Consider the following 13,903-nt stretch of genomic DNA (forward strand, 5'->3'; position numbering starts at 1 on the left):
CATGTCAAGTTACGAGAACATCTACGAGATTCTGAACGGCGGCGCCAGCAAGGGGTACATCGGCTTCGAACTCGACAAGCTCACGGTTGATCAGCGGATCGCCGCAGCCAACGTCGTGGCACTGGCCGCGATTGCTGAGGAGCTGGACAAGATCGCAGAACACGGTATCGGACAGTCCGAGCGCCGGTAGTTGAGAACGGTTCTCATATTGTGAGATAGTGAGGGGGACGGGCCTGGCGCTCGTCCCCTTCACTATTGGGCCTGGCGTCCAGCGTGATCGAAACCCGATTCTCACGTACAGGAGCCCCATCATGGCTGAATCCACCACCACGGCACCCGAGCTCACCCGCGAGCAGGTTCAGAACGTCCTCGTGAAGCCGCTCGAAACGGCGTCCATCTTCCTCGCCGCAGGCCCGCGCATCTTCGACTCGGCGTCGCCGGTTCGTATCCCCAAGCTCGGCGGCGCGACGAACCCCGACTGGATTGGCGAGAACGAGCAGATCACCGAGAAGGACGTCGACTTCGACGAGATTCAACTGCTCCCCTCGACCATGAAGTCCGTCAAGGTGATTACCCGCTACTCCAACGAGCTCGCCCGTCAGTCCGTCGTCAGCCTCGACGCGGCACTGCAGGAACGTCTCGTCACCGACGTCGCGTCCAAGATCGACACCCAGCTCCTCTCGGCCGGCGGTGACGGCGTGACGACCCCCAAGGGCCTCTTCGCTTACAGCGGCGTGCAGAACGTCGCCGTCGCCGGCAAGCTCACCCTCGACGCCCTCCTCGACGCCTGGGGCAAGGCACTCACCGCCAACGTGAACATGACCTCGCTCAAGTGGGTTATGACCCCCCGCGAGTTCGTCAGCCTCCGCAAGCTCAAGGACGGCGACGGCCGCTACATGCTCCAGCCCGACCCCACCCTCGACGGTGTTTTCCGCCTGTTCGGTGCTCCGGTCGTCGTCTCCGGTCGCGTGCCCGACACGGGCGGGTCGTCGTCCACGGGCCGCGCTGCGCTCGTCGACTTCTCGCAGATCGCCGTTGCCCGCGACGCCGCGCCGTCCGTGAAGGTTCTCACCGAGCGTTACGCCGACTTCGACCAGCAGGCGATCCGTGTTGTCGCTCGCTACGACGCGGCACCGATGAACCCGCAGGCGATCGTCACGCTCACGGGCATCACGCCGGCCTGATGGTCACCGGCCAGGACGTAGCCGACTTTCTCGGCCAGGGCGACGACACCGAGCTCGTCGCCCTGGCGGGGCAGTCCGTCACGATCATCACCGCGCTGGCGCGCTCGTACACGCGAGGGAACGGCTTCTCCGGCGTCGCAGCCGATGAGATCGACGCTGTGATCACGACCGCCACGGCGCGACTCGTCGCCAACCCTGAGCAGTTGCGCGTCACGGTCGGCGGCGTGCAGACAGACGGCTTCCAGGGGTGGACGCTTCCCGAGCTGTTCGTGCTGAACCGCTACCGCCGGCGGACGCGATGATCTTTCACACGAAGGTCACGACGACCGTTCCTGGCGGCCCATCGGGTGAATACGACGACTTCGGTAACGAGATCGTTCTACCGCCCCGGTCTGTCACCTTCCGGGGGGAGCTGCGGCCCCTGAGCGGTGCTGAGACCGACAACGGCAGCCGCGATCAGGTCATCACCCGGTTTCGTCTGTTCTACCCGCGCAAGCTGACGATGACGGCCACCAGCACCGTCACTGTCTCCGGCCTCGAGTACAAGGTCGTAGGGGAGCCCGAGCCGCATAGCGTCGGCGGACGGCTCCACCATTACGAGGTGCTGCTCGAGCGGGTCACCGGCTAGTCGGCGGCCGGGGTGGGATCAGGTGGGAAATCTTTCCCACCTCGCCGAGTGGGGAAATTCCCCAGTCGAGCCCTCCAGCGCCACCCCGACGGACCCCCGAGTTACTGCATGGCTCGCGGGTCCGTTGCTGTCCGCAAATAGTCCGCAGAACGTCTGAGAACGGCCCGATCTGGGCAGTAGTCGCCAGTAGGCAGGGTGGGCAGATTTGCCCGGAATGGCTGGGCAAACAGCGGTTGGCAGCACTCGCCAGAAACGGGCCGAAATGGCGCCGCCACAACCCGGCTTATAGGCCGACTCATCCCCCGAACATCGCGGGCGCCAGCCCGCAACAGCAGGCGGGAAGGCGCCATCCGGCAGGAGTGGCGCCTTCCTGCCTGTCGCGATCGTGGGGCCGTCAGTGCGTCGCCGCGCTGCTGCACATGTTGAGCAGCAGCGTGAGCACGATCGAGGCGATGACCGAGAACAGGATCATGCCGAGACACCCGGGCAGGCCCCCGACGGGACGGATCTGGACGCGAGGACGTTCGTTCATGGCCTGAAAAGTACACGGTGAGCGCACGGGGCGCTCCCACCCCCAGGGGTGCCCCGTTTGCTTCACCGCCCGTCCCACATCGACGATACTGGCGCGATGACGACACGCATGACGGCCGTGCTCACCGGGCAGGTGCTCAGCTGGCTGGGTGATGCCTTCCAGGTGGTGGCATTGCCCGTGGCGATCGTCGTGGCGGGCGGTAGCGCCGGGCAGATGGCCGCGGCCATCACCGCGACGACGGTGGCACGCCTCGTGTTCACGTTGTTCGGTGGGGTCTGGGCGGATCGGGTGCAGCCACGCATCGTCATGGCCGCCTCGGACGCGGTGCGCGCAGCGTGCGGGCTCGTCCTCGCCTGCTGCTTCTGGGCCGGCGCATGGTCGACGCCGGTCATCGTCGGATGCGCCTTCGTCACCGCGGCTGCCGGTGCGTTCTACGGGCCTGCGTTCATGACGTGGCGGCGCGCCGTGGTGCCGGCGGGGGCGCGTCGGCGCACGAACGGGACCATCACGAGCCTGCGTCAGCTCATGCTCATGTTGGGCCCGGTGCTCGGGGGAGCCGTCGTCGGGTTCGCCGGCGCGGGAGTCGGCTTCGCCGTCAACGCGGCGACGTTCGTCGTCTCCCTGGGGGCGGTGCTCGTCTGGGCGGGTCAGGTCGACACGACGGCGAGCGAGCTCACGGAAGCGGGCGAGGGCACCGAAGTGGATGAGAGCTTCGGCGAGCAACTCGTCGCCGGGTGGCGCGCGGTGCGCTCGCGCTCGTGGCTGCTCTTCGGCTTGCTCGCGGCCGGTTTCTACCACATCGGCAACGGCGCGATCCTCGTGCTGGCACCCTTGCTCGTCGCCAGAGAGGCGGGTGGCGCCCACGCCGTCGGCATCGTCGCCGCCGCCGAGGGGCTCGGTGGGTTTGTCGGCGCAGCTCTCGGGTCGCGCATCCACCTGCGACGTCCGCTCTTCAGCGGGTGGGCGCCGCTGCTGCTCATGCCGTTGTGGGCCTTCAGCTTCGCGGTCTTTCACTCGGTGTGGCCGATCGCGGTGCTCGCCGCCGTCGGATACGCGGGTCTGCTCTTCTACGACGTGCATTGGGAGACGGCCATTCAGCAGGCTGTGCCCGGCGAGCTGCAGGGCCGCGTGCATTCCTGGACATCCTCATGTCCTTCGTCGCGCTACCGCTCGGTTCGGTGCTCGCCGCACCCCTTGCCCAGACGTTCGGCGCCCGCCAGGTCATTGCCGTCGCCGCGTGCTTCCTTCTCATCGCGAGTGTCGTGCCCTTGTTCATCCGCAGCATGCGCGAGTTCACCCTCGAACCGTCGCAGACGGACCAGCCCGCCCCATCCCGGTGACGCATCGTGTGCTCGATGCGGCCCGGGTGAGGCCGGCCTGCGCAGGCTCCGCCGTCACCAACTCGTGTGGCGCGGGCGCCCTTCGTCGTAGCCCGAGGCGCTCTGCACACCCACGCGGGCACGTTCGTGGAACTCGTCGATCGTCTTTGCGCCCGCGTAGGTGAACGAGCTGCGCACGCCGGCGATGATCGAGTCCATGAGGTCTTCGACACCCGGCCGCTGCGGGTCGAGGTACATGCGCGAGGACGAGATGCCCTCCTCGAACAGCGCCGAACGTGCACGCTCGAACGCACCCTGCGATGACGTGCGGCCACGCACGGCACGAGCCGACGCCATGCCGAACGACTCCTTGTAGAGGCGCCCGTCGGCGTCGCGGTTGAGGTCGCCGGGCGACTCCCAGGTGCCAGCGAACCACGACCCGATCATGACGCTCGCGCCCCCGGCCGCGAGGGCGAGCGCGACGTCACGCGGATACTTGACGCCGCCGTCAGCCCAGACGTGAGCGCCGAGTTCGCGCGCCGCGGCTGCGCATTCGAGCACCGCGCTGAACTGCGGGCGCCCGACACCCGTCATCATGCGGGTCGTGCACATCGCTCCCGGCCCGACGCCGACCTTCACGATATCGGCGCCCGCTTCGACGAGGTCACGGGCACCGTCGGCAGTGACGACGTTGCCCGCCGCGATGGGGATGCGGCGCCCCGAGGACGTCTCGTGAGCGTCACGGGCTGCCCGCACGACGCCGAGCGCGTCGATCATCTTCTCCTGATGCCCGTGGGCGGTGTCGACGACGAGGACGTCGGCACCCGATTCGAGCATCGTCGTCGCCTTGCCCTCGACGTCACCGTTGATGCCGATGGCGACGCCGATCGACAGCTTGCCGTCGGGGTCGAGCGCGGGGGAGTAGATCGTGGAGCGCAGGATGCCGCGTTTCGTCAGGACACCGACGAGGGCGCCGCCCGCCTCGACGACGACGGCGATGTCGCGGTGCATACGCTCGAGCAGGTCGAACGTGTCGTGCAGGTCGGCTCCGGATTCCACGGTCGTGATGTCGCGCGTCATGACGTCGGCGATGACGCTGAAGCGGTCGACCTCGAGGCAGTGCGCCTCGCTCACGAGGCCGAGGGGGCGGCGGTCGTCGCCGATGACGACGGCGACGCGGTGTGCGCGTTTGCCGAGCAGCGCGAGCACGTCGCTGACGGGGGCGTCCGGCGCGATCGTCACCGGCGTCTCGTAGGTCGGGTGGCTCGCCTTCACTTGCCGGATGGTCTCCTGAACGGCTGCGATCGGAATGTCCTGCGGCAGGACGGCGACCGCGCCGCGCCGGGCGACCGTCTCGGCCATGCGGCGACCCGAGATCGCCGTCATGTTTGCGACGACGAGCGGGATCGTCGTGCCGACCCCGTCGTTCGTCGTGAGGTCGACATCGAGACGGCTCGTGACGCGCGAGCGCGACGGCACCATGAAGACGTCGTTGTACGTGAGGTCGTAGGCCGTTTTTCCGGTGATGAGTTCCACGTCACTCACCCTAGGCTGACGCGCCGACAACCGCGGAATTGCGGGGTCTTTCTTGTTCGAGGCGGCCTTCGCCCGAATGCCCGAACGGATGCCTGCCCGGCGTCGTGTGGGGCCGGCAGCTGGCCACACGGCCCGCCGCGACCGTCCCGAGCAGACGCGGGGGCGGCGGCGGGCCTACGGTTGAGGCATGAAGCTCACGCATCACGGTCACTCCTGTATCGAACTCGACGCCGGCGGCGTTCGCGTGCTGTTCGACCCCGGCACGTTCAGCTCGTTCGACGACGTCAAGGGCGTCGACGCGATCGTCGTCACGCACCAGCACGCCGACCATCTCGACCCCGACGCCATCGACAGCCTGCGGGCCGCGAACCCTGATGCGGTGTGGTTCGCCGAGCCGCAGACGGCACAGTTGCTCGCGGACAAGGGCGTCGAGGCCACCGCGACGAAGGCCGGCGAGACGTACGACGTCGCGGGCGTCACGCTCGAGGGCGTCGGTTCGACGCACGCCGAGATCCACCCCTACATCCCGCGCGTCGGCAACGTAGGCATCGTCGTGAGCGCGCCGGGTGAGCCGCGCGTCTTCCATCCCGGTGACTCGCTCGAGGGGCGCCCCGAGAACATCGATCTTCTGTGTGTGCCGCTCGCCGCGCCGTGGTCGGCCGTCAAGGAGACCATTGCCTTCGTCCGCGCCGTCGCGCCGCAGCACGTCGTGCCGATCCACGACCAGATCATCGCCCCCGCCGCGCGCGGCATCTTCCTGAACCACGTCGCCGACTTCGGCCGCGACGGCGGCGTCGACGTCATCGATGTGCCCGTCGGCGACAGCGTCGAATTGTCCGCTTGACCCGCCCGGGATGACGCGGGTGGTGCGATCGGCGGCAGGCCGCTTCAGTGCTGCCAATGACGCCGTGTGCGGACACGTGCTGAATGAATGGGAGCCGCTAGCTGGGCTCCCGGCAGCGCTGGGCGGGGGGATCAGGCTGTCGTCGCACAAGAGTGCAGCCGACGGCGCCCGCTCGGTGGGATAGTCCCCGGCGAGTGCCCGACAGGCGTGGCCGCCGACGCGACGTGTCGCGGCCGGGGCGTCGGGCTTTGTGGGGTGTTGGCGCCTGCCGATAACCTGGGCGCATGACGCTCTCGGTGACTTCGTGCCACGACCGCGACGAGTGGGATGCCCTCGTCAACTCCTCCGGCGGCCACCCGCTGCAGTTGTGGGGTTGGGGCGAGCTGAAGTCGCAGTACGAGTGGTCGGCCGACCGCGTCGTCGTGCGTGACGGTGACGACGTCGTCGGCTCGGCGCAGGTGTTGCTGCGCCGCCTACCGGCCCCGTTCAAGTCGCTCGCCTACGTGCCGCGTGGCCCGCAGGCCGCCGAGGCAGACCGCGCGCGTGTCGTCGCGGCGCTCGCGCAGCACGTCAAGAACACGCACGGCCCGATCGGCCTGACGATCGAGCCCGACTGGGAGGCGCCGTTCGCGCCGCTCGAGAAGGGCGCGTCCGACGACGAGATCGCGTCCCTCGTCGCGCGGCCGACGTCCGGGTGGCTCGCCGACGTCGAGGCTGCGGGGTACGTGCGCAGTGACAACACGGGGCTCATCCCGCACACGCTGATCGTCGACGTCACTCGTGACGAGGACACGATCATGAAGGAGCTGAGCAGCTCCACCCGTCAGAACGTGCGCAAGTCGTTCAAGGCCGAGAACGTCCGGTTCGGTCTCGTCACCGAGCAGGCCGATCTCGATCAGGTGCTCGCGATCAACAAGGAGACGGCGAAGCGCGCGAACTTCGCAGTCCACTCCGACCTCTACCACGAGCAGATCCGCGACTTCATGGGCCCCGCCTCGCAGCTCATCGCGGCGTGGGAGGGCGACGAGGTCGTCGCGTTCGTGTGGCTCGTGGTCTCCGGCAAGACCGCGTTCGAGCTGTACGGCGGCGTCAGCCCGCGTGGCATGAAGCTGCGCCTCAACTATGGCCTCAAGTTCTGGGCGATGACGCACGTCAAGGCGCAGGGCGTCGAACGTTATGACTTCAACGGGCTCCTCAATGACGGCATCAGCGACTTCAAGCGCCAGTTCGCCAAGCACGAGGACATGCTCGTCGGCACGTACGACAAGTCGCTCTCGCCGATGTTCCCCGTTTTCGCGACGGCCCTGCCCGTGGTGCGCTCGACGCTCAAGCGCGGCGTGCCCGCGGCGAAGAAGACGGCTGTGTCGCTCAAGAACGACCCGAAGGGGACGCTCGTCGGCGCCGCAGCGGGCGCCCGCTCCAAGGCATCTGACGTTCGCGCCAAGCGCGCTGACGCAGCGTGGCACCGCCTCGACTGACGCCGACCTGACCCGCGACGACCCGCCTGATGTCCCATCGGGTGGGTCGTCGGTTATTCGACGTGTGGCGAGCCGGAGTTTGCGCGGCGGTCGACTGCCTGTTCTGCGCATGCCTTGTCCTGCGCGGCCGAACGCCGCCGCTCCTTGCCGGTCGTCGGGGCTGGCCGCGGCGGGGGCCAGCTGGCTGACCCTCGCGTCGGACGGCGAGGAGCGCTCGTTCGGCTCAGTTCACTGATTCGGCGCCTGCCGGCGATCGTCATCACGGCAACCGGCATTGGCTGACTGACTTCCTCGGCGCGTACGACGGCGGTTGCCACCGAGCGACTTGTCGACTCGTGTGCCCTGCCACGTCGCTTCCGCTCGACCCACCTCGAGGCCGAACGGCGACGTCGCCATCGGCTGCCCAGAAGCCTCAAGATCGCCTGCCGGGCGTTGCCGCTGATTTCGCGAGGCCGTCCGCCACGATGCGGGAAGCGGCGAAGCCTCGCGCGCGTGATTTCCGCGGCCCACTATGCCGCGTGGAAGCGCGGCGCGGCCTTTTCGATGTGACAGCCCGGGTAGGTGAGCCACAGGTGGAGTGTCGTGCTGACGCGGCTGTTCTCCAGTGCGAGGTCGAGAAGCGCCTTGACGCGCAGCGATCCGGCCGGGGGAGCCGCTCCGGGCGGGCTGTTCTCGCGCAACGACTGCGCGTGTTCCTCGATGACGGCGTTGAGCGCCACCGCGTCGCCCGTGTCGAGGGTGACGTGCAGTTGCGTCAACGCGTCGAAATCGAGGTGCGGAGTGAACCAGACGGCGTGTTCACGTGCGGTCTCATCAGGGTCGCGCGGTTTCGCGAGACCCTGCCGGTGGAGCAGGGTGAGCGCCCGCGCACGTGCCGCGTCGGCTCCGAGGCGGTGGGCGCCGGCCTTCGTCAGGTCGGCCTCGATGCCGGACGCGACCTTGGGCTCGAGGTGCTGCAGCTCGTGCAGGATGGCGCGCACCGCAGGCATGCGCGCGTCACCGTGTGCAGCTGCTCGAGCGACCGCGGGTGCGGCTGCGCAGTGCGGCGACGTCATCGGACATCGCCGCGACCGTACCGGGTTGCATCCCGGGCACCGCAGCGAGGTGGGCGGGGGCGAACTCGCCTGGCCCGAGCGGGTACGACTCGTCAGCACGTGCGAAGCGTTCGAACTCAAGATGATCCTGAGCCCGCACCGTGTCGTGATGAGCATGTGCGGTGAGGTCGACGACGGTCTGCGCCATCCGGGTGACCATGCGCGCCGCCTCTGCCGCTCGCTCGAGGTCGCGGCGGGTCGCCGCGAGGGTTGCGCACTGGTCGTCGAGGGTCACGCCGTCGTCCGCATCGGACGTCAGCGCGGAACCGCTCGCGAGCGCCCGGTCTGCCGCCACGCGCGTCAGTGCCTGCCATGTCTCGACGAGTTCGTCGCCGGGCAGGCAGGTGAGCGCCTCGAGGCTCTCCCGCACGATGCTGTCCATGCTGCATTATCGCACATATGTTCGAATGACGGAAGATTGTTGCACGCCGGGTTGACCGGTCGAAGCCGGGCTGGTCCGTACCTTTGCGAGAAACCCCCAGCGGATCGGCTGCCCCTCGCCAGCTATGGTGCCGTGCAGCGACCCCAGCGATGCCGAGCGCAGCGGGCCTGTGACTGAGTCAACGTCCGCTGTCGCGCACCGTCGGTCACGGGATGGCCCGTCCCGCCGCCGACCCCATTGCGCCGAGGAAACGCCACGCGTCATCGCACGGTCAGGCCCACCGGAGGTTCACGAAATGCGCCCGGTCGCCAGCACGGCGCGAGCATCGAAGGTCAGCGTCCCCTCGGCACTCATCGTGCGGGCCGTCTCGAAGAAGAGCTCCCGCATCCGGGCCCTCACCTCGGGTGATTGAGCAAGGTACGTCATGCCCGGCGTCGCCACGCCGGCCGTGATGCCCGCCCACAGGTCCTCGGGCGTCACCGTCCACGTCCAGCTGATGTCGGTGGATCGGACATCGTCGAGCCCCGCCGCGGCGAAGAGGGAACCGAGGCCCCGGCGGGTTCGCTCGAAGTCCTGATCGGCAGGTAGGGACTGGTCAGGCAGCGGCGTCAGATCGGGGCAGGAGAGCACCTCGCGGAGCAAGGGGCCGAACCCTGCGCCACCGGCGGGCCAGATCGTCGCCGCCACGATCCCGTCACGACGGCAGACGCGGGACAGCTCGCGCATCGACGCGCACGGTGCCTCGACGTGATTGATGACGAAATTGGCCGTCACGATGTCGAAGCTGCCGGAGCAGAAAGGGAGTTCAGGCAGCGCTGCTTTCAGAGTGGCCACGTGGGGTGCCGAAGAGCGGGTGAGTTCGCACATCGTCGCGTCCGCGTCGCACGCGACGACCGCACGACCGGTCTCTGACGCGGCAGCGGCCAAGCGACCGTCGCCGCACCCGACGTCGAGATGGCGCACGACGTCGTCGCTGTGGCCGCGCTGGTCATTCGTTGCGGCCAGGAGCGGCCCGGTGGCGCCCGCGCAAGCCCGTGCAAACGATCGGCGGTAGCCCTCCGCGACGTCGGCCCAGTCCCTCATCGCCCGGCGGGCGTGCAGATGCAGTGACGGTTGCCGTCGGCGTCCTCGACGACCCAGAACGACGGGGCGTGGGCGTCGCTGACGAGGCGGCCGCCGGCATCGAGAACGGCTGCCAGCCGCTGCTCGGCGGCCTCCGCCGCCACCCAGACGTCGAAGTGCCAACGCTGCTCGTGATCCGCCGGCGGGAGCTGGGAATCGTCGGCCGCATCGCCATCGGGGGAGTCTGCATCATCCGGGGCCTGCCACCACACCGTCGGCGTCTGGCCGCTCGGGTCGACGGGCTCACCGTCACGCAGCGGCGCAGCGAAGAGCGCCGAGTAGAACGGAGCGACCTCGTCCGCGTGTGCAGTGTCGAGCCCCGGATCGATCTGGGTGAGACCGGCCACGTCCGGTTCGAGGCCCAGGTGCGCCGCGTGCTCGGCGCTCAACCTCGCCATCCGTAGATCGCGGCTCGTGATGCCGCGGACGTCATGGCTGACGAGGCTGACGATGACGTCCCCGTACGTCAGGGTGACGTCGGGATGGTGATCCCACCGTTCCGCCGACTCGCCGATGAGGTTCACGAGCCGCAACCCCGTCGCGAAGTCGCCAGTGCGGTAGCGCGCCCGCAGTGACCCCATGATCGGCGTCCACCCGGCCGGGGCCTGCGCGGCCACCTCCGCCGCCGTCAGGGTGCGCATCGGATCGGGCCGCCCGCCGGGACGCTGCGTCATGTCGTCGCTCATGGCTCCAGTCGACCACACCCGCGCCCGTGCTGGGAGCGTGTCGGTCGCCTCGGTTCCGCCGTGCCCAGCACCGCGGGCGACTGCGTGAGGTGCAGCGTCGGCTCCCACGCTTGACCGCCGGAACTGCTAGCAGCTCCTCGAGCACGTGGCTCGGTTCCACACCGCGATGCGCCTCACGCACCCACGACGTCGTCGCCCGCCCCGTCCCGCCGCCTCACCCCCGCCGGTCGCGCGCAGACGTCGGTTCGTCGATGCCTTCGCGCAACAGCGGGTCGATACGGTAGGGGATGACGCGGCGCAGGTAGACGCTCGTGCGGGTTCGAGTGACGCCGGGGCACAGGCGGATCTCCTCGCTGACGCGATAGAGGTCGTCAGGGTCGCGCGCGACGACGCGCACGAGCAGGTCCGTCTCGCCGGCCGGCGCGAAGCACTCGAGCACCTCGGGGATTTGCGCCAACCCGTCGATCGCGCCCGAGATGTCGTGCTGATCCAGCTCGACCGCCACCATCGCGCTCATGGGCCGTCCGAGCGTCGCCGGGTCGACGCGCGCACTGTTGAGTCGCAGGATGCCGCGCTCGCGAAACCGCTCCAGCCGCGCGTGCACCGTGCCGCGCGCCAGGCCGCAACGCTGCGCGAGCGCCATCGTCGTCATACGCGGGTCCTCGTCGAGAGCGAGCAGGAGCAGCCGATCCGTCTCGTCGAGCTGCGGCGGTGAGGTCGGGCGCGGCGACCCAGATGACGTCGCGGTCGCGGACGTCGTCGCCGTGCGTGGCCCCGTGTCTGTTTGTCGAGCTGCACCGCGTCGGGCGTAGGAGCGTCGATCCATGATCATCCTCGTTCCAGTCGTGACGCGTGCTCAGCGCACCGCATCCATGGCCTGAAGCACAGTGCAGTGCGCTGCCCCGCGCAGGTCGCACGAGCAGTTCACGCCCACCCGAGCCTGACGCTGGAAGGGCCCGGTGCCTGCCGACCTGGGCGTCGTGGCCAAGCAACGACGCATGACGCCCCGCCACCTTGATCATAATGACCAATCAAGGCGGTGGGTGTTGCGCAGCATGATCGACATTGCAAGAGTTGAGGCATCGCGTTCGACGCGCTCACCACCCCGAGTGCGCGAACCGGCAGGTGACTCGGAGCCCCACCACGGCCCGAACAGCCGCGCACCACCACCCTGGGTGAGCACGCCACGAAGCGACCGAGGCCGGCTCCCGCACACTGCGGGAAGCCGGCCTCGTCGTCATCGGGCGAGTTCTCGGGCGCGCCTGGTCGCAGGTGACGGCCGAGCAGTGGCCGCTACTTCACGTGCCGATCGTGCGCGAGGCGCGCTGCACCGACGATGCCGGCGGCGTTCTCGAGCTTGGCGGGCACGATGGGCGTGCGGATGTCGAGCAGTGGCAGGAACTTCTCGGCCTTCTTCGACACGCCACCGCCGACGACGAACAGGTCGGGCCACAGCAGGTTCTCCAGCGAGGTGTAGTACTTCGTGAGTCGCTTGGCCCACTTGCCGTACGACAGTTCCTCGCGCTCCTTCGCCGAGTGAGCGGCCCGCGTCTCGGCGTCGTGGCCCTCGACCTCGATGTGGCCGAGCTCAGAGTTCGGTACGAGCACACCGTCGTTGATGACGGCGGTGCCGATGCCGGTGCCGAGCGTCGTGACGAGCACGAGCCCGTCCGTGTCCTTCGCCGCGCCGTAGAAGTTCTCTGCAATGCCGGCCGCGTCGGCGTCGTTGACCACGAGCACGTCGCGCCCGATATGCGCCGAGATGAGCTCTTCGGCGTTCGTCCCGATCCACGCCTTGTCGATGTTCGCGGCCGTACGCACGACGCCGTGCTGCACGACGCCGGGAATCGTCACGCCGATCGGTTCGTCGCCGATCATGTCGGCGAAGTGCTCGACGATCTGGGCGATGACGTCCGCGACAGCGTCAGGCGAGGCACCCGCGGGCGTCTCGAAACGGATGCGCTCCGAAGCGAACGCGCCCTTGTCGAGGTCGACGGGGGCACCCTTGATGCCGGTTCCGCCGACGTCGATGCCGAGGGGATAGGACGTGCGGGTCATGCTCGGGCTCCTTGATCAACTGCAGGGGAATCGCACTGCACGGGACGGGGCCACCGACATCTCGCGTGCGGCGACGAACTCGTCGACAGCCTAACCGCGCGGCCCGTCAGCCCTCGTGCGCAGGCGCTGGGCCTGCAGGAACGTCAGTCGACGCTGGTGAGGATCTGCGGGCCCGTCTCGGTGATGACGAGGGTGTTCTCGAACTGCGCCGAACGCGAGCCGTCGGCCGTCACGACCGTCCAGCCGTCGTCCCAGGTCGGGGCCGACTCGCCCGAACCCAGGTTGAGCATGGGCTCGACCGTGAAGACCATGCCCACCTCGATGACGTCGTCGTAGTGGGGCGCCGCGTCGTAATGCGGGATGATGAGGCCGTTGTGGAACTCGGTGCCGATGCCGTGGCCCGTGTAGTCACGCACGACGCCGTAGCCGAACCGCTTCGCGTACTGCTCGATGACACGGCCGATGACGTTGACCTGCCGCCCCGGCTTCGCGGCGCGGATGCCGCGCATCATCGCCTCCTTCGTGCGTTCGACGAGCAGGCGCGACTCGTCGTCGACGTCGCCGCACAGGTATGTCGCGCAGTTGTCGCCGTGCACGCCGTCCTTGTAGGCCGTGACGTCGAGCTTCACGATGTCGCCGTCCTCGAGCACCGTCGAGTCGGGGATGCCGTGGCAGATGACCTCGTTGACGCTCGTGCACAGCGACTTCGGGAAGCCGAGGTAGTCGAGCGTCGAGGGGTAGGCGCCGTGGTCGAGCATGTACTCGTGGGCGATGCGGTCGAGCTCGTCGGTCGTGACACCGGGGGCTACGGCCTTGCCCGCCTCCTCCATCGCGCCCGCGGCGATGCGCCCGGCGACGCGCAGGCGTTCGATCGTCTCCGCGTCCTTGACGTACGACTCGAAGCCCTCGCGCGCCTCGTCGCGCCCGACGTACTCGGGGCGGGCGATCTTCTGAGGCACGCTGCGGCGCGGGCTGATCGTGCCCGCGGTGATCGTGCGGCCGGACGTGGTCGTGGAGCGCGTCGTCGTCATAGGGTTGAG

At 68.8% G+C, this 13,903-nt stretch carries 16 protein-coding genes; 7 read left to right on the plus strand and 9 right to left on the minus strand.

What is annotated here, in order from left to right; genetic code table 11:
- Position 1 precedes the first annotated feature (1 nt).
- The 4 genes from DYE07_RS00665 to DYE07_RS00680 all read left to right on the plus strand — a co-directional run bounded on the left by DYE07_RS00665 (position 2) and on the right by DYE07_RS00680 (position 1,812).
- Complete coding sequence (locus tag DYE07_RS00665; protein ID WP_115296109.1) at positions 2 to 190, plus strand: hypothetical protein; 189 nt, start codon at positions 2 to 4, stop codon at positions 188 to 190.
- Between the two features lie 121 nt (positions 191 to 311).
- Positions 312 to 1,184, plus strand: coding sequence for a phage major capsid protein (locus DYE07_RS00670; RefSeq protein ID WP_115296110.1), 873 nt, complete (start codon positions 312 to 314; stop codon positions 1,182 to 1,184).
- The gene (locus tag DYE07_RS00675; protein WP_115296111.1) at positions 1,184 to 1,486 is read left to right on the plus strand and encodes a hypothetical protein; all 303 of its coding nucleotides are present in this window, start codon (positions 1,184 to 1,186) and stop codon (positions 1,484 to 1,486) included. Before DYE07_RS00670 ends, DYE07_RS00675 begins: the two co-directional genes overlap by 1 nt.
- On the plus strand, positions 1,483 to 1,812 hold the full coding sequence (locus tag DYE07_RS00680; RefSeq protein WP_115296112.1) for a hypothetical protein: 330 nt from the start codon (positions 1,483 to 1,485) through the stop codon (positions 1,810 to 1,812). Before DYE07_RS00675 ends, DYE07_RS00680 begins: the two co-directional genes overlap by 4 nt.
- A gap of 394 nt (positions 1,813 to 2,206) precedes the next feature.
- On the opposite strand, the gene DYE07_RS14610 is transcribed toward DYE07_RS00680, so the two are convergent.
- On the minus strand, positions 2,207 to 2,344 hold the full coding sequence (locus DYE07_RS14610) for a hypothetical protein (protein WP_006944181.1): 138 nt from the start codon (positions 2,342 to 2,344) through the stop codon (positions 2,207 to 2,209).
- A gap of 96 nt (positions 2,345 to 2,440) precedes the next feature.
- Between DYE07_RS14610 and DYE07_RS00685 the strand changes: the two genes are divergently transcribed.
- Positions 2,441 to 3,775: an MFS transporter gene (locus DYE07_RS00685; RefSeq protein WP_115296113.1), complete on the plus strand. Its 1,335-nt coding sequence runs from the start codon at positions 2,441 to 2,443 to the stop codon at positions 3,773 to 3,775.
- Here DYE07_RS00685 and DYE07_RS00690 read toward each other — a convergent pair.
- A complete protein-coding gene (locus tag DYE07_RS00690; RefSeq protein WP_074045604.1) occupies positions 3,739 to 5,199 on the minus strand; it encodes a GuaB1 family IMP dehydrogenase-related protein in 1,461 nt (486 codons plus the stop codon). The two genes, DYE07_RS00685 and DYE07_RS00690, sit on opposite strands and share 37 nt — an antisense overlap.
- A 187-nt stretch (positions 5,200 to 5,386) precedes the next feature.
- On the opposite strand from DYE07_RS00690, the gene DYE07_RS00695 reads away from it, so the two are divergent.
- Positions 5,387 to 6,043, plus strand: coding sequence for an MBL fold metallo-hydrolase (locus tag DYE07_RS00695; RefSeq protein ID WP_074045605.1), 657 nt, complete (start codon positions 5,387 to 5,389; stop codon positions 6,041 to 6,043).
- Between the two features lie 284 nt (positions 6,044 to 6,327).
- Positions 6,328 to 7,521, plus strand: coding sequence for a lipid II:glycine glycyltransferase FemX (locus DYE07_RS00700; RefSeq protein WP_040014395.1), 1,194 nt, complete (start codon positions 6,328 to 6,330; stop codon positions 7,519 to 7,521).
- A gap of 509 nt (positions 7,522 to 8,030) precedes the next feature.
- On the opposite strand, the gene DYE07_RS00705 is transcribed toward DYE07_RS00700, so the two are convergent.
- The 7 genes from DYE07_RS00705 to map form a co-directional block, all read right to left on the minus strand.
- The gene (locus tag DYE07_RS00705) at positions 8,031 to 8,510 is read right to left on the minus strand and encodes a hypothetical protein (RefSeq protein WP_115296114.1); all 480 of its coding nucleotides are present in this window, start codon (positions 8,508 to 8,510) and stop codon (positions 8,031 to 8,033) included.
- Positions 8,511 to 8,517: 7 nt separating this feature from the next.
- On the minus strand, positions 8,518 to 8,997 hold the full coding sequence (locus tag DYE07_RS00710; protein WP_062257828.1) for a hypothetical protein: 480 nt from the start codon (positions 8,995 to 8,997) through the stop codon (positions 8,518 to 8,520).
- A 288-nt stretch (positions 8,998 to 9,285) separates the two neighbouring features.
- Positions 9,286 to 10,080: a class I SAM-dependent methyltransferase gene (locus tag DYE07_RS00715; protein ID WP_115296115.1), complete on the minus strand. Its 795-nt coding sequence runs from the start codon at positions 10,078 to 10,080 to the stop codon at positions 9,286 to 9,288.
- The gene (locus DYE07_RS00720; protein WP_115296116.1) at positions 10,077 to 10,805 is read right to left on the minus strand and encodes a 4a-hydroxytetrahydrobiopterin dehydratase; all 729 of its coding nucleotides are present in this window, start codon (positions 10,803 to 10,805) and stop codon (positions 10,077 to 10,079) included. Before DYE07_RS00720 ends, DYE07_RS00715 begins: the two co-directional genes overlap by 4 nt.
- Before the next feature lie 214 nt (positions 10,806 to 11,019).
- Complete coding sequence (locus tag DYE07_RS00725) at positions 11,020 to 11,631, minus strand: Lrp/AsnC family transcriptional regulator (RefSeq protein ID WP_115297038.1); 612 nt, start codon at positions 11,629 to 11,631, stop codon at positions 11,020 to 11,022.
- 467 nt (positions 11,632 to 12,098) lie between these two features.
- Complete coding sequence (ppgK, locus tag DYE07_RS00730; RefSeq protein WP_006944296.1) at positions 12,099 to 12,863, minus strand: polyphosphate--glucose phosphotransferase; 765 nt, start codon at positions 12,861 to 12,863, stop codon at positions 12,099 to 12,101.
- Between the two features lie 143 nt (positions 12,864 to 13,006).
- Positions 13,007 to 13,894, minus strand: a complete 888-nt coding sequence (map, locus tag DYE07_RS00735) for a type I methionyl aminopeptidase (RefSeq protein ID WP_038568602.1) — start codon at positions 13,892 to 13,894, stop codon at positions 13,007 to 13,009.
- Positions 13,895 to 13,903: the final 9 nt, after the last annotated feature.

The organism is Dermacoccus nishinomiyaensis, from assembly GCF_900447535.1.
Lineage (GTDB): Bacteria > Actinomycetota > Actinomycetes > Actinomycetales > Dermatophilaceae > Dermacoccus > Dermacoccus nishinomiyaensis.